At 70.9% G+C, this 20,729-nt stretch carries 17 protein-coding genes and 1 riboswitch; of the genes, 8 read left to right on the top strand and 9 right to left on the bottom strand.

Annotated elements, in window-relative coordinates:
• Positions 1–4 precede the first annotated feature (4 nt).
• Together HF576_RS09420 and HF576_RS09415 are read right to left on the bottom strand one after the other, a co-directional pair.
• The gene (locus HF576_RS09420; protein WP_168912536.1) at positions 5–970 is read right to left on the bottom strand and encodes an acetylxylan esterase; all 966 of its coding nucleotides are present in this window, start codon (positions 968–970) and stop codon (positions 5–7) included.
• Positions 971–1,143: 173 nt separating this feature from the next.
• Positions 1,144–1,596 (bottom strand): GNAT family N-acetyltransferase, encoded by a 453-nt coding sequence (locus tag HF576_RS09415; RefSeq protein ID WP_168912535.1) that lies wholly within the window; start codon positions 1,594–1,596, stop codon positions 1,144–1,146.
• A 145-nt stretch (positions 1,597–1,741) separates the two neighbouring features.
• Between HF576_RS09415 and HF576_RS09410 the strand changes: the two genes are divergently transcribed.
• A complete protein-coding gene (locus HF576_RS09410) occupies positions 1,742–3,973 on the top strand; it encodes an NADP-dependent isocitrate dehydrogenase (protein ID WP_168912534.1) in 2,232 nt (743 codons plus the stop codon).
• Between the two features lie 136 nt (positions 3,974–4,109).
• Here the strand turns inward: HF576_RS09410 and HF576_RS09405 are convergent, their stop codons facing one another.
• Both HF576_RS09405 and HF576_RS09400 read right to left on the bottom strand, forming a co-directional pair.
• Entirely contained in the window at positions 4,110–5,621 is a 1,512-nt protein-coding gene (locus HF576_RS09405; protein ID WP_168912533.1) for a L,D-transpeptidase family protein, read from the bottom strand.
• A 91-nt stretch (positions 5,622–5,712) separates the two neighbouring features.
• Positions 5,713–6,213 carry a hypothetical protein gene (locus HF576_RS09400; protein WP_168912532.1) on the bottom strand — a complete coding sequence of 167 codons (501 nt, stop codon included), beginning with the start codon at positions 6,211–6,213 and terminating at the stop codon, positions 5,713–5,715.
• 143 nt (positions 6,214–6,356) lie between these two features.
• Between HF576_RS09400 and HF576_RS09395 the strand changes: the two genes are divergently transcribed.
• From HF576_RS09395 to HF576_RS09365, 7 genes are all read left to right on the top strand, one after another.
• Entirely contained in the window at positions 6,357–7,511 is a 1,155-nt protein-coding gene (locus HF576_RS09395; RefSeq protein ID WP_168912531.1) for an ROK family transcriptional regulator, read from the top strand.
• A gap of 97 nt (positions 7,512–7,608) precedes the next feature.
• Positions 7,609–8,853 carry an extracellular solute-binding protein gene (locus HF576_RS09390; RefSeq protein ID WP_168912530.1) on the top strand — a complete coding sequence of 415 codons (1,245 nt, stop codon included), beginning with the start codon at positions 7,609–7,611 and terminating at the stop codon, positions 8,851–8,853.
• A 138-nt stretch (positions 8,854–8,991) separates the two neighbouring features.
• Positions 8,992–9,987, top strand: coding sequence for a carbohydrate ABC transporter permease (locus HF576_RS09385; RefSeq protein ID WP_168912529.1), 996 nt, complete (start codon positions 8,992–8,994; stop codon positions 9,985–9,987).
• On the top strand, positions 9,984–10,835 hold the full coding sequence (locus HF576_RS09380; RefSeq protein WP_168912528.1) for an ABC transporter permease subunit: 852 nt from the start codon (positions 9,984–9,986) through the stop codon (positions 10,833–10,835). Before HF576_RS09385 ends, HF576_RS09380 begins: the two co-directional genes overlap by 4 nt.
• 43 nt (positions 10,836–10,878) lie before the next feature.
• Positions 10,879–11,826, top strand: a complete 948-nt coding sequence (locus tag HF576_RS09375) for an ROK family protein (protein WP_168912527.1) — start codon at positions 10,879–10,881, stop codon at positions 11,824–11,826.
• On the top strand, positions 11,819–12,598 hold the full coding sequence (locus tag HF576_RS09370) for a glucosamine-6-phosphate deaminase (protein ID WP_168912526.1): 780 nt from the start codon (positions 11,819–11,821) through the stop codon (positions 12,596–12,598). The genes HF576_RS09375 and HF576_RS09370 overlap by 8 nt, the downstream gene beginning before the upstream one ends.
• Before the next feature lie 120 nt (positions 12,599–12,718).
• A complete protein-coding gene (locus HF576_RS09365) occupies positions 12,719–13,420 on the top strand; it encodes a hypothetical protein (RefSeq protein WP_168912525.1) in 702 nt (233 codons plus the stop codon).
• 321 nt (positions 13,421–13,741) lie between these two features.
• Here HF576_RS09365 and HF576_RS09360 read toward each other — a convergent pair whose 3' ends face one another.
• The 5 genes from HF576_RS09360 to HF576_RS09340 all read right to left on the bottom strand — a co-directional run bounded on the left by HF576_RS09360 (position 13,742) and on the right by HF576_RS09340 (position 20,433).
• Positions 13,742–15,178 (bottom strand): FAD-binding oxidoreductase, encoded by a 1,437-nt coding sequence (locus HF576_RS09360; RefSeq protein WP_168912524.1) that lies wholly within the window; start codon positions 15,176–15,178, stop codon positions 13,742–13,744.
• Positions 15,179–15,189: 11 nt separating this feature from the next.
• On the bottom strand, positions 15,190–15,582 hold the full coding sequence (locus HF576_RS09355) for a YrdB family protein (RefSeq protein ID WP_168912523.1): 393 nt from the start codon (positions 15,580–15,582) through the stop codon (positions 15,190–15,192).
• Between the two features lie 58 nt (positions 15,583–15,640).
• Positions 15,641–17,386, bottom strand: a complete 1,746-nt coding sequence (locus HF576_RS09350) for a sigma-70 family RNA polymerase sigma factor (protein WP_168912522.1) — start codon at positions 17,384–17,386, stop codon at positions 15,641–15,643.
• Positions 17,387–17,755: 369 nt separating this feature from the next.
• On the bottom strand, positions 17,756–18,901 hold the full coding sequence (gene nagA, locus HF576_RS09345) for an N-acetylglucosamine-6-phosphate deacetylase (RefSeq protein ID WP_168912521.1): 1,146 nt from the start codon (positions 18,899–18,901) through the stop codon (positions 17,756–17,758).
• The gene (locus HF576_RS09340; protein WP_343234222.1) at positions 18,898–20,433 is read right to left on the bottom strand and encodes a family 20 glycosylhydrolase; all 1,536 of its coding nucleotides are present in this window, start codon (positions 20,431–20,433) and stop codon (positions 18,898–18,900) included. Before HF576_RS09340 ends, nagA begins: the two co-directional genes overlap by 4 nt.
• A gap of 168 nt (positions 20,434–20,601) precedes the next feature.
• A riboswitch (ZMP/ZTP riboswitch) is annotated at positions 20,602–20,686 on the top strand.
• Positions 20,687–20,729: the final 43 nt, after the last annotated feature.

Raw genomic sequence — 20,729 nt, 5'->3', positions numbered from 1 at the left:
GGGACTACAACAGGTCGGCGAGGAACCGCGCCTGCGCCGCCCACTGGTACGCCTGGCCGCCCTCGTGGTTGTTGTGCGTGTACACCTCGATCTGCTTCGGCCCGGCGTAGCGGTTGTACGCCGCGTACACGGTCGACGGCGGGCAGACGGTGTCCATGAGCGCGACGGAGAAGAGTGCCGAGGCATCCGCCCGCTTCGCCATGTTCGCGCCGTCGAAGTACGAAAGCGTCTCGAACACGCGCTCGCCGGCCCCGCGGTGCACCGCGAGGTAGCGCACGACCTCCTGGTAGGGGTCCGAGTCGGTGAGCCCCACCGACCGCTCGAAGTGGCACAGGAACGGGACGTCCGGCATGACGGCGACAAGTCCGTCGCTCAGCGCGCCGGCGGCCAGCGCGATGCCGCCGCCCTGGCTGCCGCCGCAGACCGACACACGGTCCGCGTCGACGCCGGGCAGGCTGCGGACCGCGTCGACCGCGCGCACCGCATCGGTGAAGACTCGGCGGTAGTAGTAGGTGGCGGGATCCTGGATGCCGCGGGTCATGAAGCCCGCAGACGCCGGGCCGGAGCCGTGCGGGTCGGGAGTCTGCCCGCCCGAGCCCCACATCGAGCCCTGGCCACGCGTGTCCATGAACAGGTGGACGTAACCCGCGGCCGCCCAGCCGAGTCGCTCGCCCGGCAGGCCGCGTCCGCCGCCGTAGCCGTTGAACTCGACGACCGCCGGGAGCGGACCCTCGACGCCCGCCGGCCGCGTGAGCCAGGCCTTGACCGGCTCACCGGCGAAGCCGGGGAACGTGACGTCGAAGACTTCGAGCAGCCTGAGCGAAGTGTCGGCCGGCACCACCTCGGGCGGGGCATCCTGCCGCCTCGCCTCGGCGATCGTCGACGACCAGAAGTCGTCGAAGTCGGCGGGCTCCCGGACGACGGGGGAGTACTGCTCAAGCTCAGCGAGGGGAAGGTCGAATCTCGGCACGCGCTTACCCTAGCGGCTCGCGGCGGGGCCGATTCCGATTCCGAAGCGCGACGAAATCCGAGGGCGACGAGGCCTCGATGGGGGAGGGGTATTCGAGGCCCCGCCGCCGGTCTCGAGAAACCCCGGCAACAGGGTGATCCGTGCGGAGACGTCAGGTCTGACGGGTATCTGGATTACAGACGGATCTCCGCGATGACCTCACCGTACTCGGTCTCACCCACCGGAGTGAAGCCCACACGACGGAAGAATGCCTCGGGGCCGTCTTCGCCGGCCTCGTAGATGACGTCGACGTGGTCCATGCCGCGGTTGCGGGCCTCTTCGAGGAGGCCGGCGACGGCGAATCGGCCGACGCCGCGGCCCTGGTCGTCGGCGTCCACGTTGATGCGCCAGAGCACGGACCGGAAGTGTTCCTGCGTCTCTTCGGGGTCGAAGTTCGCGCTCACGAAACCGACCACCTCTTCGCCGTCCAGGACCACCCGCTGCCACGTCGTCTGCGGATTGACCACGGTCGCGGCCACGCCGTAACTGACCGGTGCGAGGAACTGCTCCTGGCCGGGTTTGAGCGACATGTTGTTGACCGCCACGATCGTGCTGGCGGACAGTTCGACGAGTCGCAGATCACCCATGAAGCACAGGCTAGCCCGGATGGCGACATCCGGCATCGCCGAGGTCACGGTTTCACACGGAGTTCATCGGGCGAGATATCTTGACGTCGAGATATCTTCGGCCCCGTGCGATAGGCTGTCGGCCGACCCGTACGAAGGATTCCAGGTGACCGACTCCACCATCATCTACACCTATACCGACGAGGCTCCGGCGCTTGCGACCGCCTCTTTCCTCCCCATCGTCCAGGCTGTCGCCGGGCAGGCCGGGGTCGAGATCGAGACGCGCGACATCTCGCTGGGGGGCCGCATCCTCGCCGCCTTCCCGCAGAAGCTCACGCCCGAGCAGCAGGTCGGGGACGCGCTCGCCGAGCTGGGCGGCCTCGCGACGCTGCCCGAGGCGAACATCATCAAGCTGCCGAACATCTCGGCCTCGATCCCGCAGCTGAAGGCCGCGATCGCCGAGCTGCAGAGCCAGGGGTACGACATCCCGGACTACCCGGACGAGCCCGGGACCGTGGAGGAGAAGGACGTCCGTGCGCGGTACGACCGCATCAAGGGATCGGCCGTCAACCCGGTGCTGCGTGAGGGGAACAGCGATCGCCGCGCTCCGCTGTCGGTGAAGAACTACGCCCGCAAGCACCCGCACCGCAACAAGCCGTTCGCCGAAGGGTCGAAGACCCGCGTGGCCACGATGGGCCACGACGACTTCCGCTCGAACGAGAAGTCGTTCGTGTCACCTGCTGACGACGTGCTCACCATCCGGCACGTCGCCGAGGACGGCACGGTCACCGAGCTCAAGACCGGTCTGAAGGTGCTGCCCGGCGAAATCGTCGACGCGACGTTCCTCTCGGCGTCCGAGCTGGACGCGTTCCTGGCACAGACGCTGAAGGATGCCGCGGCCGACGACATCCTGTACTCGGTGCACCTCAAGGCGACCATGATGAAGGTCAGCGACCCGATCATCTTCGGCCACGTCGTGAAGGCCTACTTCGCCGACGTGTTCGCGAGGTACGGCGACAAGATCGCCGAGGCGGGACTCACGCCCAACGACGGTCTGGGCGCGATCCTCGCCGGCCTTCCGTCGGTCGAGGGCGGGGACGAGATCGCCGCGGCGATCGCCGCCGACCTCGAACGCGGCCCGCGTCTGTCGTACACCAACTCCGACAAGGGCCTGACGAACCTGCACGTGCCCTCCGACGTGATCGTGGATGCCTCCATGCCGGCGCTCATCCGCAACGGCGGCAAGCTGTGGGGTGTCGACGGCGGCGAGGGCGACACTCTCGCCGTGATCCCCGACTCGTCGTACGCGGGCGTCTTCCAGACGGTCATCGACGACGTGAACGCCCACGGCCCGCTCGACCCGGCCACGATCGGCTCGGTGCCGAACGTGGGCCTCATGGCGCAGGCGGCCGAGGAGTACGGCAGCCACGACAAGACCTTCGAGATCGCGGCACCCGGCGTCGTCCAGGTCGTCGGCGGCTCCGGCGACGTGCTTCTCGAGCACGCCGTCCAGCCGGGCGACATCTGGCGCGCGACCCAGACCAAGGACATCGCGATCCGCGACTGGGTCAAGCTCGCCGTCACGCGCGCTCGCGCGAGCGCCACCCCCGCCGTGTTCTGGCTGGACGAGACCCGTGCGCACGACGCGGAGCTGATCGGCAAGGTGAAGACGTACCTCGCCGACCACGACACCGAGGGCCTCACGATCGAGATCCTGGCCCCGGCGGCGGCGACCCAGTACTCGCTCGACCGGCTCCGCAAGGGTGAGGACACGATCTCGGTCACCGGCAACGTGCTGCGCGACTACAACACAGACCTGTTCCCGATCCTCGAGGTCGGCACCAGCGCCAAGATGCTCTCGATCGTGCCGCTGCTCTCGGGCGGCGGCCTCTTCGAGACCGGCGCGGGTGGCTCGGCGCCCAAGCATGTGCAGCAGCTCGTCGGGGAGAACTACCTGCGCTGGGACTCGCTGGGCGAGTTCTTCGCGCTCGCCGCGTCACTCGAGCACCTCGCCGACTTCACCAGCAATGTCAAGGCGCAGGTGCTGGCCGACACGCTGGATGCTGCGACCGGCACGTTCCTCGAGAACGACAAGTCGCCCGGTCGCGCGCTCGGCACGATCGACAATCGCGGCAGCCACTTCTACCTCGCCCTCTACTGGGTGCAGGAGCTGGCGAAGCAGCAGGCCGACCCCGAACTCGCCGCCGTCTTCGCGCCGGTCGCCGAGGTCCTCGCGGCGAACGAGGAGAAGATCGTCGGCGAACTGGTCGCCGTGCAGGGCTCACCCGTCGAGATCGGCGGCTACTACCGCCCCGACCCCGAGCTGGTCGCGGACGTCATGCGCCCGTCGGCCACCTTCAACGAGATCATCGACGGCCTCGTCTCTCCGCGGAGCTGAGAGACCAGGAAGCCCGACAGAGAAGAAGAGCGGTCCCCACGCCCCCTCCAGGCGCCGCTGGCGCGTCGCCCGGAGCCCCCGGGCGCGTGGGCCCAGCCTCGGCATCCGCTCTTCTTCTCTGTCGTGGGGGCGCGGGTCAGTGGTGGACCCAGACCTCGGTTCCCATCGCGCTCCAGTCGTAGACGAACTTCGCCTGCGCGTCCCACATGTTCACGCAGCCGTGACTCTGGGGGTATCCGAGCGACGAGCGCAGGCTGTTGGCGCCGTGGAATCCGATGTCGGGCGCGAACCACGTGACCCAGGGGACGTCGCGGACGCAGTACGGCGCGCCTTCGAAGCACCCCATGCTCTGCTGGCGCGAGTACCCGTTCACGGTGAAGTTGCCCGTGGGCGTCGGGGTGTCCGAGAGGCCAGAAGAGATCACGTAGGAGCCGATGAGGCTCTCGTTCTCGAACAGGTACGCGCGCTGGTCACCGAGGTCGACCTCGATGCGGCGGGCGAGCGAGACAGTCGTGACCGGCACCTCGTTGACGGGCAGATCGAACGAGGCGTCTCCGCTGCTGAGCTGCGTCGCGAAGTCGTCCGCGACGCTCTGCGTGTCGCCGAGCTCGCGGCCGCTCTGCCCGGCGGCCTCGGTGCGCAGCACCCGCCCGGCGCTGTTCGTGATCACGAGCGCGTTCTCGGGCGCCCGGTTGACGGCCGCGGCGAGCCCGTCGACGACGGGCTGGATCGCCGCCGCATCGGCGGTGATCTCGAAGGCGCCTTCCGCGGGAGCGGGCGTGATCGTGAGCCAGGACGCGGCGACGGCGCGATCGACCGGAACCGTGCGCTCTTCGCCGATGTAGAAGCCGACCGTGTCCAGCATGCTGTTGAGCTGACCGGCCGTCGCTTCGGCGGCGGGGGTGGGGATCGCAGCTTCGATCTCGGCCGGCACGACGTCGAACTCGACGCTCATGCCGCCGGCATCGAAGGCGTTCTGCACGGCCTGCTGCACGGCGGCCACGTCGATCCCGGTGCCGAGCAGGGCGGGGGTCACGACATACGTGGCGCTGGCGGAGTCGAACGCGAGCGTCGCATCGACGGGATCGGTGTAGAGGTCTGGCGCGGCAGCGCGCAGGGCCTCTGTCGCCGCTTCGGTGTCGAGCGTGACCTCGGCCTCGATGGGTGCGGCGAACCAGGCAGTGGGGTTCCACATCGGGTGCGCGGCGAAGGCTGCGTCGGCCATGGCGCGCGCGTCGACCGAGGCGCCCAGATCGGCGCCGGTGACCTCGGCCTCGACGCCGTCGCCGGAGAGGACGATCGTGGTCTCGGCGAGGCGCTGCTCGATGGCGTCGGCCGCCGCGCCCGGGGTGAGCCAGCCCACCGGGACCCCGGCGACGGTCGTTCCGGGAGCGATCAGGATGAGCGACGCGGCCACGATCGCGGCGGCCGCCGCGGCACCGGCGCCGATCCCGATCCACATCGCGGTGCGATGCTTCTTCGGCTGCGGCTCGGGTGGTGCCCACGCGTACGTCGGCGAGGCGGGCCCGTCGCCCGTGGGGGCGTCTTCGGTGAGGGCGAGATCGGCGGTCGCCTGCTCGGCGACACCGTCGGCGGCATCGCCGTTCGACGCCTCGTCGGCGTTCGGCTTGGTGGCGAGATCCGTCACGTCTTCACCCCCCGGCATGAGCAACGTCAGTCACTATGGTAAGGGACGCGGGCGGTCCGTGGATTACGGCTAGGTCACACCTTTCCCCAGGTCAGGGGGCGCAGACCGCCTGGAATTCTTCGATCGCCTGCTGGAAGCTCGTTCCGAGCTCCTCGACCTCGGCGATCCGGGCGACATCGCCCTGGCCGATCGCGCCCATCACGTCGGCGACCTGCTCGAACATCCCCTGAAGCGGGGGCAGCAAGGCGGCGACTTCGTCGTTCGTGATGGCGGCGGATGCCTCGGCGATGCGCTGTCCGGCCGCCTGCATGGCGTCGATCACCGCCGTCGGGTCCTCGCTCGAGATGTTCGCGAATTCGTCCGTCGCCTGCGCGATCGTGTCCTCCACCAGTGCGCACGCATCCGCGGTCGACTGACCGCTGTCGCCGGGTTCGTCCTCGACGGTCGGAGCACTGCTGCGGGACGGCGACGCGGTCTGCGAGACGAACGGGATGCCGCTGCACGCGGTCAGCCCGAGCAGCGCCGCACCCGCGAGTGCGAGAGTGGCCAGGCGGCGGCCGGCGGCGCCACGGCGCGGCGGAGTCGTGCTCATGGCTCCACTGTAAGCGACCCCGTGAATGCGGCAACGGGTGCTCCCGTCGCGCGGTCGCGAGCTCGTAACGGTTCGGTAAAGACCCCGCTGAAGTCGGGGAACGGGGCTTGCGGATTGTTTGTTCGTAAGGTCTACTAACAAACATGGTCACCAACGCCGGCACGCGCAGCGCCTTCGCTCCCGGACGCACGCTCCGCCAGGGTGCGAAGGTCCTGCCCGAGCACGCGCGCGGTCACAATCGCTCGCTCCTGCTGCAGACGCTGTTCCACCAGGGCGCGATGAGCCGCGCCGATCTCTCACGCGAGACCGGACTGACGCGCGTCACGATCTCGGACTTGATCGCCGAGCTGATCGCTGACGGATTCGTCGCCGAAATGGGCGTGCGCGAGGCCTCCGGACCCGGCAAGCCGGCGATCCTGGTCGACCTCGACCGTGCCGGGCACCGCATCGTCGGGCTGGACCTGTCGGGAAGCGACACCTTCATCGGCGCAGTCCTCACGCTGGACGGCGACATCGTCGCGCGGCGCGAGGTGCCGGTCCCGGCGGCATCGGATCTCGTCGCGACCGTGGTCGAGCTGGCGCGCGAACTCGTCGCGGACTCCCACGCCCCGGTCCTCGGCATCGGCGTCGGGACGCCGGGCGTCGTCGACGATCACGGCGTGATCGTGACCGCCCCGAACTTCGGATGGGCCGGGTTCGACCTCGAAGGCGCGCTCCGTCAGGCGCTCGGTCTGCCCGTGCTCGTCGCCAACGACGCGAACGCCGCCGTCTTGGCCGAGTACACCTTCGGCGGCTCTGCCGAGGATGTGCTTCTCGTCAAAGTCGGCCGCGGTGTGGGCTCCGGACTGCTGGCAGCCGGCCAGCCGATGCGCGGCAGCCGATTCGCCGCGGGCGAGATCGGCCACGTGACGGTCGGCACCGACGGCGGGCCGCAGTGCGCGTGCGGGAAAGTGGGATGCCTCGAGGCGTGGCTGTCGGTGCCTTCGCTCAGCAAGCGGCTGGCCGCAGCATCCGATGACGACGCCCGTGAAGGCGTGCTGCGCGACGCGGGGGAGCGGCTCGGCATCGCGCTCGCTCCCGTTGTGGGCGCCCTCGATGTCTCGGAGATCGTGCTCTCCGGTCCCCCCGAACTGCTCGGCGGATCCCTCGCGGACCAGACCGTCGAGACCCTGCGTGCCCGCACACTCGCTCCCTCGGCGGACGACGCCGTCCGGGTGCGCATGACCGAGCAAGGCCAGGACATCGTCCTGCGCGGCGCGGCGGTCATGGTCCTGTCGGGTCAGCTCGGAGTGTCGTAGCACCGCGCGGCGCTCCTCCTGCGGGGCCTCGGCCCCCAACCCCCCGGATGGGTCACCCGACCCAGCCGAACACCAAGAGAACACAAAGGAAGACACCATGAAGAAGACGCTCGGAGCTGTGGCGCTCCTCGGCGCCTCTGCGCTCGTGCTCGCCGGCTGTGCCGGCGCCGGTGACGACGGATCCTCGTCCGAGACCGAAGGCGCCGAGATCCGCGTGTGGCTCAACGGCACCGACACGCCGCAGGAGGCACGGGACTACCTCAAGGAGACCTTCGAGGAGGAGAACCCCGGCGCGACCCTCACCATCGAGGAGCAGAGCTGGGACGGCCTCGTCGACCGCCTGACCACGAGCCTGTCGAGCTCCGACAGCCCCGACGTGGTCGAGTTCGGCAACACCCAGGCACCCGCCTTCACGTCGGTGGGCGCGCTGCTGGACCTCAGCGACATGTACGAAGACCTCGGCGGCGACGACCTGCTGCCGGGCTTCGTCGAGGCCGGCTCGTACGACGGGGCGTTCTACGCTCCGCCGCTCTACGCCGGCGCTCGCGTCGTGTTCGCCGACCCGGCCTTCGTCACCGAGGCGCCGGCCACGCTCGACGACTACATCGCGAAGGCGAAGGAGCTCGCCGCCGCCAACCCCGGCAAGTCGGGCATCTACTTCGCCGGCCAGGACTGGTACAACGCTCTCCCCTTCATCTGGGAGAACGGCGGCGAGATCGCCGTCCAGGACGGCGAGGAGTGGGACGCGCAGCTGAGCTCGGACGAGTCGGTCGCCGGCCTCCTGCAGGTGCAGGACCTGATGACGACCGCCTCGGTCGCGCCCAAGGACGGCGACAACGCCGAGCCGTGGACGCCCTACTGCGAGGGTTCGTCGATCCAGTTCTCCGCCCCCAACTGGGCGCTGGGACTGGCCAGCGAGTGCGAGACCGACAACCCGCCGGCCGCACCGTTCGTCTACGCCCTACCGGGCATGGACGGCGACGCCGCCGAGGTGTTCGCGGGTGGATCGAACATCGGCGTCTCGGCGAAGTCGGCCAACCCCGACCTCGCAAAGAGCGCCCTGGAGATCATCCTGAGCGATGAGTTCCAGACGATCTACGGCGAGAACGGGCTGATCCCGGCCAAGAAGTCGCTGTCGTCGACACTCGGCGACACTCCCGAGGCTCTGGCGTTCGCCGAAGCCGCAGGCAACGCCAAGCTCACCCCGGCATCGCCGAACTGGGCCGAGGTCGAGGCCGCGCGGATCCTCGAGGACTTCTTCGTCAAGATCGCGCAGGGCGGCGACGTCGCCGCACTCGCGGCGGACGTCGACGTCCAGATCGAGGACATCCTCAACGGCTGACGCCGAGCGCTCACGCGCTGAACCGGTGCGGCTCGCCCGCGCTGCACCGACGACCCGGGCCGGCGGCCACCGCCGCCGGCCCGGGCCATGCCCACCGCCGCGAGGTCCGGGCCATACTCGAGAAGTACAGGAGTCTGCATGTCCACCGCGTCCCGCGAGCTGCCGCCGGCAGTGAGTGCCATCGACGGCGAGCGCCTCACGGCGCCGCCCGATCCCGGACGCCCCGGCCGCGGTCGCTTCGCACGCGCCGGGGGCTTCACGCCGTACGCGCTGCTGACGCCCGCTCTCATCGTCCTCGCCGTCATCACCGGATGGCCGCTCCTGCAGCTGTTCATCATGTCGTTCCAGGAGTTCGGCCGTGCGCAGGTGTTCGGCGCCCCGCCCGAGTTCGTGGGCCTGGGCAACTACGTATCGGTGCTCACCGACCCCCAGTTCTGGCAGGTGCTCGGGCGCTCGCTCGCCTTCGCCGCCGTCTGCGTGATCTGGACCATGGTGCTCGGCGTGCTGGTCGCGCTGCTGATGAAGCGGCTCGGGGCGGTGCTGCGCACGCTCGTCTCGGTGGGCCTGCTGCTGGCCTGGGCGATGCCGCCCCTGTCGGCGACAATCGTGTGGGGCTGGATCTTCGACACCCAGTACGGCGTCCTCAACTACATCCTTGTCAACTGGTTCGGACTCGCGCAGTTCCAGGGACACCCGTGGCTGATCGATCCGCTCAGCTTCTTCTTCGTCGCGACGATCATCATCGTGTGGGGCGCCGTCCCGTTCGTCGCCTTCACGGTCTACGCCGGGCTCACCCAGGTGCCCGAGGAGGTGCTCGAGGCCGCGCAGCTCGACGGCGCCGGCGCCGTCAAGCGCTTCACGCTCGTGGTCGTGCCGTACATCCGGTCGATCCTCATCATCGTGACGATCCTGCAGGTGATCTGGGACCTGCGGGTCTTCTCGCAGATCTACGCCCTGCAGTCGATCGGCGGCCTCGCCGAGCAGACCAACACGCTCGGCGTGTACATCTACCGCGTCTCGCTCGGCTCGGGCGACTTCGGCACCGGAGGCGCGATCTCGGTGATCGTCGTGCTCCTGCTTGTCGCCCTGTCGATCTTCTATGTGCGACGCAGCATCAAGGAGGAGACGCTGTGAACGGTCGTCTCACGCACAGGATCGGATCGATCCTCGCGGGCATCGCCGCGATCGGCGTCTTCGTGGCATCCGTCTTCCCGGTGTACTGGATGGTGAACACGTCCTTCCAGCCGAACGGCCAGGTGCGCGGCAGCGAGCTGCACTTCTGGCCCGACAACGGCACGGTCGAGAACTACGTCAACGTCATCTTCAACTCCGCGCGCGCGCCCTTCCTGCCCGCCCTCGGCAACTCGGTCATGGTGACGCTGCTCACCGTCGTCGTCTCCCTGGTATTCGCGTTCTTCGCCGCGCTCGCCGTCACGCGCTTCCGCTTCCGCAGCCGCGCGCTGTTCATCATCACGATCCTCATCATCCAGATGATCCCCGCCGAGGCGATGATCATCTCGATCTTCCGTCTCATGGACGGCTGGCACCTGCTCAACACCGTGCTGGGCCTCTCGGCGGTCTATATCGCCACCGTGCTGCCGTTCACGATCTGGACGCTCCGCGGCTTCGTCAACGGCGTGCCCGTCGAGCTCGAGGAGGCCGCCATGATCGACGGCCTGAGCCGCTCGCAGGCCTTCTGGCGCATCACGTTCCCGCTGCTGGCGCCGGGCCTCGTGGCCACCGGCATCTTCGGGTTCATCCAGGCGTGGAACGAGTTCCTGTACGCCCTGGTGCTGAACCCGCGCCCCGAGGCGATGACGCTGCCGGTGTGGCTGCGCACCTTCCTCGATCCCAATGGCGGCATCAACTGGGCCGAGCTCATGGCCGGCTCCACGCTCGTGGCGATCCCCGTCGTGATCTTCTTCCTGATCGTGCAGACGCGGATGACGAACGGCCTCGTCGCGGGGGCGGTCAAGGGCTGATGCGCGCAGTGAACCACGCCGCCTTCACCGAGGAGGTCGGCCGATGAAGGTCGGGCTCGATGTCGGCGGTACGAAGACCGACGCCGTCGCGCTCGACGCGGCGGGAGCGATCATCGGGCGTGTCCGCCTGCCCACCGGGTGGGGACCGGATGCCGTCACGCAGACGATCCTCGACGCCGTCCACGCGGTCGCGGCCGATGCCGGTGCGGACCCCGGCGAGGTCGGCTCCGTCGGCGTCGGCATTCCGGGACAGGTCCAGCCGGGCTCGGGTCGCGTCGTGCACGCCGTGAATCTCGGTGTCGAGCGGCTCGACCTGGCCGCCGCCCTCACGCCGCGGCTCGGTGTGCCGGTGCGGCTGGAGAACGACGTGAAGGCGGCGGCGCTCGGCGCCTACGCCCTGCACGCCGCCGAGGGACGAGCGCCCGAGTCGATGGCGTACCTCAACGTCGGAACGGGCATTGCGGCAGGCATCGTCTCGCGCGGGATGCTCTGGCGGGGGGCCCGCGGCACGGCGGGGGAGGTGGGCCACATCTCGGTCGACCCGAACGGGCCGCTGTGCCGCTGCGGCCAGCGGGGATGCATCGAGGCCTTCGCGGGCGGTGGAGCCATCGCCGAGCGCTGGGCGCGGCGTGGCGCGCTGCCGGTGCGCGACGTGTTCGATGCCGCCGACGCGGGTGACGCGTCTGCCCTCCAGCTGCGCGCGGGTCTTGCGCGCGGTGTCGCAGCCGCGATCCGGGTACTGGTCCTGACGGCAGACGTCGATATCGTGGTGCTCGGAGGGGGCGTGACGGCGTTGGGAGAACGACTGATGACGGATGTCGCAGCCGAGCTGACCGCCAGCGCCGAGGCATCCCCCTTCATGCGTTCGCTGCGTCTGGGCGAGCGCGTGGAGTTCCTGCCGCCGGGTTCTCCGGCGGCGGCGCTCGGAGCCGCGCTGGTGGGTGCGGGCGAAACCGAACACGACGCCGAGGAGGCGCTGGCACATGGCTGAGATCGTCATCGTCCGCGACAAGGCGGAGGCCGGCGCGCTGGTCGCCGACGAGATCGCCGGACTCATCCGAGCCGACCCCGAGGCCGTGCTCGGTCTTGCGACCGGGTCCACGCCGCTGCCGGTGTACGAGGCACTGCGCCCGCGCCTGCAGGGCGTCGACGTGTCGCGCGTTCGTGGCTTCGCCCTCGATGAGTACGTCGGCATCGATCCGGCCCACCCCGAGAGCTACCGCTCCGTCATCACGCGCGAGGTCGTCGAGCCGCTCGGACTCGACCCGTCGCGGATCCGCACGCCCGACGGGTCGCCCGAAGGCATCGAGCATCACGGCGACGAGTACGAGGCCGCGATCGTCGAGGCCGGCGGCATCGACCTGCAGATCCTCGGCATCGGCACCGACGGGCACATCGGCTTCAACGAGCCCGGGTCGTCGTTCGCCTCGATCACGCGCGTCAAGACGCTTACCGAGCAGACCCGCCGCGACAACGCCCGCTTCTTCGACTCGATCGAGGACGTGCCCATGCACTGCATCACTCAGGGGCTCGGCACGATCCTGCGCGCCCGGCATCTCGTGCTGCTCGCCTTCGGCGAGGGCAAGGCCGCTGCGGTCGCCGGGGCGGTCGAAGGACCCGTCACGGCCTCATTGCCCGGGTCGGCGATCCAGCTGCACCCGCACGCGACCGTCGTCGTCGACGAGGCGGCCGCGTCTCACCTCACGCGCGCCGGCTATTACCGCTACGCGTACGCCAACAAGCCCGACTGGCAGGGCCTGTAGGCCGACTCCGCCCAGCGCGCTGCTCGCCCGGCAGCCGCGTTCGTCCGCTCGGGCAGCGGATGCCGGTGTGCACAGCGCGAAGCATGGTGCTGCGGCGCGCGGCGTCGTTAGGCTGGCGCCATGACCGGCCCGATGCCTGCGCCGCAGGGCGCCGAAGCGCGGCGCGACGCCTCGGTGAATGCGAGCGCGCGCTCCGCCAAGGACACCCGGCTCGCGTGGATCATCGGCGGCTCGCTGCTGATCGCCGTCGGTCTGCTGCCGATGGCGCTGCAGGCCGCGTCGGTGTTCGTCCCGGGCCTCGATCTCTTCGGCGACGCGCTCTGGGCCGCGGCTCTCACGCTCTTCGCCTTCGGCGTGCGTGGTGCCGGCAGCGTCGTGGCACGGCGTCCGCTCGGCGTGACCGCTCTGCTCCTCGCCGGATTCCTGCCGCTCGCCGGCACGCTCGCCTGGCAATTCGTGCCCGCCGGCTCCGTCACGCCCGGCGCGGCGATACCGATCACGCAGATCCAGCTGGTGCTCATGCTGGCGGCACTGCTCACGGCGACCGTCCAGATCGGCCGTGCTCCAGTTGTTCCGCCCGGTCTGCGGTGGCTTCCGCTCATCGCCGTCATCGTGGTCGCGACCGCCTTCGCGGGCGCCCAGATCATCGCGATGCAGGTCCCGACGCTGGGGCAGCAGGTGCTCTCGCTGTTCGTCGCGGTCACCACTCTCGTTCCCGCGCTCGCGCTCTTCGCGGTCGGCATCGCCGCGATCGTGGCGGGCGTCCAGCAGCCGCCGCGCGCCGACCCCACGACGGTGCAGATCTACCCGCCCGTCTCGTAGCGAGGCATCCGTCGCCGTCTCGTCGAACCCGCGGTGCGCGGACGGGGCGCCGCCTCACGGCGCGGATTCTCCGGGGCAGCGCCGTGCGGCGATGGTGATGCTGTCCCACCGGATCCGGAATCCGGACTTCTCGTGCCTTTCCGGAGCGGACGCCGCGTGGCGATCCGGAAAAGGGCGCGATCTCCGGTTTCCGGATCCGGGATTGTGGGACGGCGGCACCGCGAGCCGGGGGCGGGGAAGGGTGAAGTGCAACGGATGCCGTCACCAGCGCTGCGGGACGGACCGGGTCGCGAGGCGCCCCGGAACGGGAACCCGGGCGGGTCAGGGCGCGAAGACCTTGCCCGGATTGAGGATGCCCTGCGGGTCGAAGACCCGCGTGATCTGGCGCTGCAGCTCCCACTGATCGTCGCCGAGCTCGTCGGCGAGCCAGCGTCGTTTGAGCACGCCCACGCCGTGCTCTCCGGTGAGCGTGCCCCCGAGACGCAGCGCGGCCCGGAACAGGTCGTCGGCGGCGGCCCAGACGTACGGCGGCGCCTCGATCACGCCGAACTGGTCGGGCTGGCCGTCGAAGATGAAGTTGGGGTGCAGGTTGCCGTCGCCGGCGTGCGCCACGGTCGGGATCGTGATCCCGTGTTCGCGCTCGACGCGGGCGATCTCGTCGAACATGGCGGGCAGGGCGCTGCGCGGCACCGAGACGTCCTCGATCAGGGCGGTGCCCAGGGACTCCATCGCCGGGTGCATGGATCGCCGGATCGCGAGCAGCCGCTCGCCCTCCTCGCGGTCGTGCGACACCGCGACGGTGCCGCCGGTCGCCCGCAGCACGGACGCGATCGCGTCCGCTTCCGCGGCCGCTGCCGGTCCGTCGGTCTGGATGGTCAGCTGGGCGGCGCCCGGGGTCGGCGGTTGCAGCGAGAGCAGGGCATGCACGGCCGCCAGAGAGGCGGCATCCATCAGCTCCATGATCGCCGGCTGCGCCCCGGACGCGGTCACGGCGGCGGATGCCTCGGCCGCGGTGCGCACGTCGGCGAAGGTCGCCGCGACCGTGCACACGTCGCCCGGCACCAGGCGCCGCAGCTTGAGCGTCGCGCCGACGATGACGCCGAGCGTGCCCTCGGACCCGATGACGAGCGACGTGAGATCCAGGCCGGTCACGCCCTTGACGGTGCGGTGCCCGAGCTGCATCAACCGGCCGTCGGCGAGCACCAGGTCCACGCCGAGCACTGCGTCGCGCACGACTCCGTACTTGGCGCACAGCAGGCCGCCGGCGCCCGTGGCGATGTTGCCGCCGACGGTCGAGATCGCGCGGCTCGCCGGGTCGGGGGCCCACCACAGTCCGTACTCGGCGAGTGCGGCGTTGAGATCGGCGTTGAGGATGCCCGGCTCGACCACGGCCAGCAGATCATCGGCGTGGACCTCGAGGATGCGGTCCATCTCGCGCAGCGAGAGGGCGATCTCGCCGCGGCCGGCGTTCGCACCGCCGGCGAGCCCGGTGGCCGCCCCGCGGGTCACCACGGGAGTGGAGGTCGCGGTCGCGATTCGGAGCGTCTGCTGCACATCCTCGACCGAGCGCGCACGGACCACGGCGAGGGGAAGACCGGAGGCCGCATGCCCGGACTTGTCGGCCCGTGCCGCAGCGAGCGATGCCGGGGCGGTGTCGACGCGATCGCCGAGGGCGTCGCGCAGGCGACCGACCACGTCGGCGTCAGGAGTCGCGAGGGCGGATGCCTCGATCGGCGCTGTCACGGATGGGTCTGTCATCGACGGGCCCGTCATGCCAGGCGACGACGTCCGGCGATGACGCCGACCGTCACCGCGACCACGCCGAAGGCCAGTCCGATCCAGGCGTTGCCCATCATCCACCACGCGATGGTGGCGGACGCGTACACGAGGAGCTCCACCAGCGCCCGGACGAACGGATGGACCGCGACGACGGCGCGGGGTGAGACGAACAGGGCCCACGCGAGAATCGCGGCCACGGGGGCGGCGATGCCGGCGACGATGTTCCACGGGAAGGGCCACATCGTGAATCCCCACAGTGCGAGGGTCGCGAAGGCGAAGATCTCGCAGAGGAACGCGACGATGTCGACGGCCGTCAGTGGTGTCCGCGTTCCCGGCGCCGTTCCGGCGGCTGTGGCAGGCGGGTCTGTGGGCGTGTCGGACATGTCCCCAGTTTAGGACGCCGCCTCGCGGCAGAGATTCGGCCGGAGCGCGCGCCGTGCTTCAGGGCGCGGGAGTGCCCGTCACCGCTTCGGTCTCGGTGGGCGCTGTGACGGGGGCATCGGGTGCGACGGCGCTGGGAGGGGCTGCCGGCGCGGACGTGACCCCTGCCGGGGCGCGAGAAGTGCCCTGGGTCGTGGGCACCCGCGCCATCGGCGCTGCCGCCGTGGAGGGGGAGTCGCCCTGCCCTTCGGGCACGTTGCCCTTGCCGGCGCCGGTTCCTGGCCCCGTGCTGCCGCCGTTGCCGGCACCGGTGCCCTGGGGCGGAGTGCCGCTGCCCGTCTCGCCGCCGTTGCCGGTGGTCCCGCCGTTGCCGCTGCCGAGGCTCGGCGTGCCGTTGCCGGTCGCCCCGCCGTTGCCGGTGGCCGGGCTCGCCGGGGTGCCCGTGGCGGGGTTCGCGGGCGTCCCGGCGCCCGGTGCCGGATTGCCGTTGGCGGACGTGCCGGGTCCTGCATCCCCGGCCGCGCCGTCCGTCGCAGAGTCGTCGACGGGCGCTTCGGGCAGGACCGGGATGTCGGCGGGACCCGGGCCGGACTCATCGGAGATCTGCGTCGTGTCGGTGGACTCCCCGATCCCGTCCGCTCCGCCGACCGGGTCGTCGCCGGCCGGCACGGTGTCGGAGACGGTCGTCTTGTCCGAGGTGTCTGCGGGAGGCACGAGTGCAGGCAGCCCGACCGCCGCCGCCACGACACCGCTCACGACCACGAGCCCCGCCGCGGCGATGCCGGTCGTCGCGCCGATGCTCGCGAGCGCGGAGGCAGACGCGGCCCCGGCGGCGATCGCGGTCGTGCCGGCCGCGCCGCCTGCCACGCCGGCACCCGTGACCGCAGCCGATCCGGCGGACGCTGCCGACGCCCCGGCCACCGCCGACGTGGCTCCCGCGGGAGCGACCACCGCGCCGGGCATGACGCTCGAGGGCATCGCCGCCAGCGCGAGAATCGGCGCTCCGCCGCCCTGCACGGTGGCGAGGTAGCCGGCGGTTCCGGTGGCGCCGAGCGCGAGCGGCAGCAGGATCAGGGCCAGCCGGCCCGAGACCTCCTCGGCCTCGCTCGCCACGATCCCGCAGCGCACGCACGAGACCAGGTGCCGCTCGACCTTGCCGCGGTCACGCCGGCCGAGGTTGCGGCGGGCGTACGCGCCCAGCCGCTCGATCGTCCACTGGCAGTCGGATCCATCGGCGACGGCGCGCAGGTGCGCCTGCACCCACGCCTCTCGCAGGCCCTCTCTGGCCCGGAAGGTGAGCTGCGCGACCGCCGTCGGCTTCAGCCCGAGCAGCGGCGCGATCTCGGCGGGCTTCATCTGCTCGATCTCGGAGTACCATAGGACCTCCTGCCACCGGGTGGGGAGGCTGCGGAACGCCTGGTGGGTGAGGCTGCGGTCCAGCGCGGCGTCGCTGTCGTCGCGCGCTGCCGGGTCCTCGATGTGGTCGAGCTCGTCGTAGGCGGTCTCGCGCCGCGCGCGTCCCCACGCGGCGGCGGTGTTGCGGATGCTGGTGAAGAGGTAGGCGCGGAACGAGCCGGTCGGCCCGCCGCCGGCCACGATCGACTGGTAGATGCGGGTGTACGCCTCTTGCACGAGGTCGTCGGCATCCAGGCTCGAGGTCATGTTGCGCGCCACGGTGACGCCTGCGCGGTAGTGGCGACGCCATAGTTCGCCGAAAGCCCCTGCATCGCCCGATCGCGTGCGCAGGACGAGGTCGGCGTCGCCGAGCGCAACCGTCTCGCGCTGTCGCACTTCTTCGTGATCCATGTGTCCCCCAGTGGTGCGGCGACGTCGACCGGTGACCTCAGCAGGTGACCCGGCAGGTGACTTCGGCGCTCCCCGGCGCGGAGTCCGACTGGCGCCGCATGTGGGTCCATTGTCGCCGCTCCGGCGCGGTTTGACCAGGGCCGGGCTGACGCCCTCGATCCGTGCCGAAGGAATCTCTGCGAAGTCGCGTAATAGATCCGCCCTGGCTCCGTCTCTTTCGTCAGAGTGGTGCGCCCGATCTCGTGCGTGGGGCATGCAGATGCGCGCCGCCGCGGCTCAGCCGCGGACCCGGCGGGGCTCGGAGGTAACTCGGGGGAGGGACCTCCGGCCCCGCCTACACCGTTCTCGCCGCGCGTCCGGCGCCGGGGGTCATGCCGAGGCGGCGGCGACGCCGTCGACCCAGACCGTCCGCACGGCCAGTTCCGGCGTCAGCAGCACCGCGTCGGCGGTCGCACCGAGGTCGAGGCGCCCCAGATCCTCGCGCCCGATCGCCCGTGCCGGCACCGATGCGGCCGCCGCGAAGGCGAGCGCCCGCGGCACCCCGGCGCCCACGACGCGGCGCACCGCCTCATCCTGAGTGAGCGTCGATCCGGCGATCGCCCCGCCGTCCTGCAGCCTGGCCACACCGGCCGTCACGTCCACGGCCAGACCGCCGAGCTCGTAGTGCCCGTCGTGCGCGCCCGCGGCTGCCATCGCGTCGGTGACCAGGGCGACGCGGCCGGGAGCGGCCGCGAAGACGGTGGCGACGAGGTCCAGATCGACGTGCACGCCGTCGGCGATGATCTCGAGCGTGACGCGGTCATCGCGCAGGGCTGCGACCACCGGACCCGGTGCACGGTGATGGATGCCGCGCATCGCGTTGAAGGCGTGGGTCAGCAGCGTCGCACCCGCGTCGAAGGCGCGCCGCGTGCCGGCGGCGTCGGCCGCGGTGTGTCCGACCGCGACCGCGACTCCCGCAGCGCTGAAGCGGGCGATGGCGTCGTCGGCCCCGGGCAGCTCTGGAGCCAGGGTGACCTGCTGGATCGTGCCGCGGCCGGCCTCGAGCAGACGATCGACGGATGCCGCGTCCGGCGCTCGCAGCAGCCCTTCGGCGTGCGCGCCCTTGTGCCCGGGGTCGAGAAACGGTCCCTCCAGATGCGAGCCCAGGATCGTGGCATCCGTCTCGCACAGGTCGGCGACCATCGCGACGCGCGCCGCGAGGTCGTCGATGGAGGCCGTGACGAGCGAGATGACCGCGCGCGTCGTGCCATGGGCTCGGTGCAGCGCGCGCGCGGTGCGGATCGCCTCGGGGCCGTCGTCGAAGCTGACGCCGCCCCCGCCGTGCCCATGGATGTCGACGAAGCCGGGGACGAGGCATCCGTTCCCGCCGTCGACCATCTCGTCAGCCGCCGGACGCTGTCCACCGGAGCCGACGGCGGAGACCCGTCCGCCGTCGAGGAGGACCCACCCGTCGACGTCGTCGGGGTCGGCTTCGGCCGAGCCGAACACGCGCACCGGGTGGATGAGAGTGCTCATTCGGCGGCCCAGGGGATCTCGTCGGACGGGTGGAATCCGATGCCCATGCTCGACCACAGCGGGCCGAGCGCCCCGACGCGCTCGCGGAACGACGCCCAGGTGCGCAGCTCGCTCTCCCCGGTCGCCGGCGACCAGGCCGCTTCGGCCGCGGCCGCGATGCGGGGAAAAGCCATGACGTCGATGTCATCGAGGTCGCGGATCGTCTCGGTCCACAGCGGCGCCTCGACGCCGAGGATGTCGGCGTCGTCGATGCCCGCGATGACATCCGACGGCTCCCACGAGTACGCCTGCTCGACGCTGGTCGGTCCGTTGGCCCATTCCAGGCCCAGCGACGGCCCGGCCACGTCGGAGTTCGAAGGCGGGTACTTCATATCGAGGTAGATCGCGTCGGCGGGCGAGAGGATCAGCTGCGATCCGTTCGCGACGAACGCGCGGGCACGGACGTCCATGCCATCTGTCGGCGACATGTAGCCCCAGTACTGGCCGATCGTGGTGTCGGCGAGGTTCTCGGCCGCGCCCGCCTCGTGCCAGGCCACCGGGGTCTTGCCGAGGTCGGCGATGACGTCGCTCGCCCGAGAGACGAACGTCGCGTAGCCGTCGGCAGACGTGCCCAGTGCCTCGTCTCCGCCGAGGTGCAGGTAGGGCCCCGGCGTCATCGCGGCGAGTTCGCCGAACACGTCGGCGACGAAGTCGTACGTCGCCTCGTCGTGGATCCTCAGCGACGAGAAGCCCACGGCGATGCCCTCGTACGGCGCCCCCGCGGCGGGCAGCCCACCGCCGTGCACGCGCGCCGTCTCGCGGATGTCGTCGCTGAGCACCGGCGCTTCCGCGAGTTCCGGGTACGCCAGCCCCACCGCGTGCGTGTGGCCGGGCATGTCGATCTCGGGGACGACGATCAGGTGACGGGATGCCGCGTACTCCACGATCTCGCGATAGTCGGCCTTCGAGTAGAAGCCGCCGGCATCCCCGCCCACGGCGGTGCCGCTCGCCCGCGCGGTGAGCTCGGGACGCGAGTCGAGGTGGATGCGCCACCCCTGGTCGTCGCTGAGGTGCAGATGCAGGGCGTTGAACTTGAGCGAGGCGGCTCGGTCGATGTAGGCCTTGACCGTCGAGACGGGGTGGAAGTGCCGCGCGACGTCGAGCATCACGCCGCGGTACGCGAAGCGCGGGGCGTCATCGATCGTGATTCCGGGGACGACCCAGCCGTCGCCGTCGCGGGTGAGGAGCTGCCCGAGAGTCTGGACGCCGTGGAAGAGACCGGCCGCGTCCGCGCCGGTGACGTGGACGCCGCTCTCGGCGACGGTCAGCCGATAGGACTCGGGGGCGCCGCCGGCCGCGACCCGCAGCTCGATCCGCCCGCCGCCTGTGCCGGTGGAATCGCCGAGGCCGACACCCGTGCGGGCCTTGACCAGGGCGACGAGCGCGGCCGCGGCATCCGGATCCCCCTCGACCGCGGTCGAGGCGCCGAGGGCGAATGCGGCCCCGGCCGCCTGGATCGAGGCGGGGGCGGGAACGACGGGGGGCACGGACACAGTGTCTCCATTCTGCGACGCCGGTGCACAGCCGGCCAGCGCCGCCGCGAGGAACGCGGCGAACAGGGCCGTTCGTCGGCGCCGGTTCATTCCCCGGCGGCGGCTCGTCGGAAGCGTTGCATGTAAAGCGTCCTAACAAAAGGCGTGGGCTCAGCCTATCGGTTATGCTCGGGGGGTCGCGACTGGCGTTGAGGTGGGCCACCATCGGGGAGCGACTGACTACGGCATTCGACCGCACGCCTGGGCCGATGTGATTCCCGGCACCCCGTGCCGCACCAGAAAGCCGTGAGTCAGGA

The sequence above is a fragment of the Microbacterium salsuginis genome (assembly GCF_012524205.1).
Lineage (GTDB): Bacteria > Actinomycetota > Actinomycetes > Actinomycetales > Microbacteriaceae > Microbacterium > Microbacterium salsuginis.
This window is presented reverse-complemented; position numbering and strand designations above follow the sequence as displayed.

Coding starts and splice junctions, on each gene's coding strand:
- HF576_RS09385 (WP_168912529.1), top strand. CDS start 8,992: ATGTCCACCGCGTCCCGCGAGCTGCCGCCGGCAGTGAGTGCCATCGAC.
- HF576_RS09365 (WP_168912525.1), top strand. CDS start 12,719: ATGACCGGCCCGATGCCTGCGCCGCAGGGCGCCGAAGCGCGGCGCGAC.
- HF576_RS09400 (WP_168912532.1), bottom strand. CDS start 6,213: ATGAGCACGACTCCGCCGCGCCGTGGCGCCGCCGGCCGCCGCCTGGCC.
- HF576_RS09355 (WP_168912523.1), bottom strand. CDS start 15,582: ATGTCCGACACGCCCACAGACCCGCCTGCCACAGCCGCCGGAACGGCG.
- HF576_RS09375 (WP_168912527.1), top strand. CDS start 10,879: ATGAAGGTCGGGCTCGATGTCGGCGGTACGAAGACCGACGCCGTCGCG.
- HF576_RS09390 (WP_168912530.1), top strand. CDS start 7,609: ATGAAGAAGACGCTCGGAGCTGTGGCGCTCCTCGGCGCCTCTGCGCTC.
- HF576_RS09350 (WP_168912522.1), bottom strand. CDS start 17,386: ATGGATCACGAAGAAGTGCGACAGCGCGAGACGGTTGCGCTCGGCGAC.
- HF576_RS09360 (WP_168912524.1), bottom strand. CDS start 15,178: ATGACAGACCCATCCGTGACAGCGCCGATCGAGGCATCCGCCCTCGCG.
- HF576_RS09415 (WP_168912535.1), bottom strand. CDS start 1,596: ATGGGTGATCTGCGACTCGTCGAACTGTCCGCCAGCACGATCGTGGCG.
- nagA (WP_168912521.1), bottom strand. CDS start 18,901: ATGAGCACTCTCATCCACCCGGTGCGCGTGTTCGGCTCGGCCGAAGCC.
- HF576_RS09395 (WP_168912531.1), top strand. CDS start 6,357: ATGGTCACCAACGCCGGCACGCGCAGCGCCTTCGCTCCCGGACGCACG.
- HF576_RS09370 (WP_168912526.1), top strand. CDS start 11,819: ATGGCTGAGATCGTCATCGTCCGCGACAAGGCGGAGGCCGGCGCGCTG.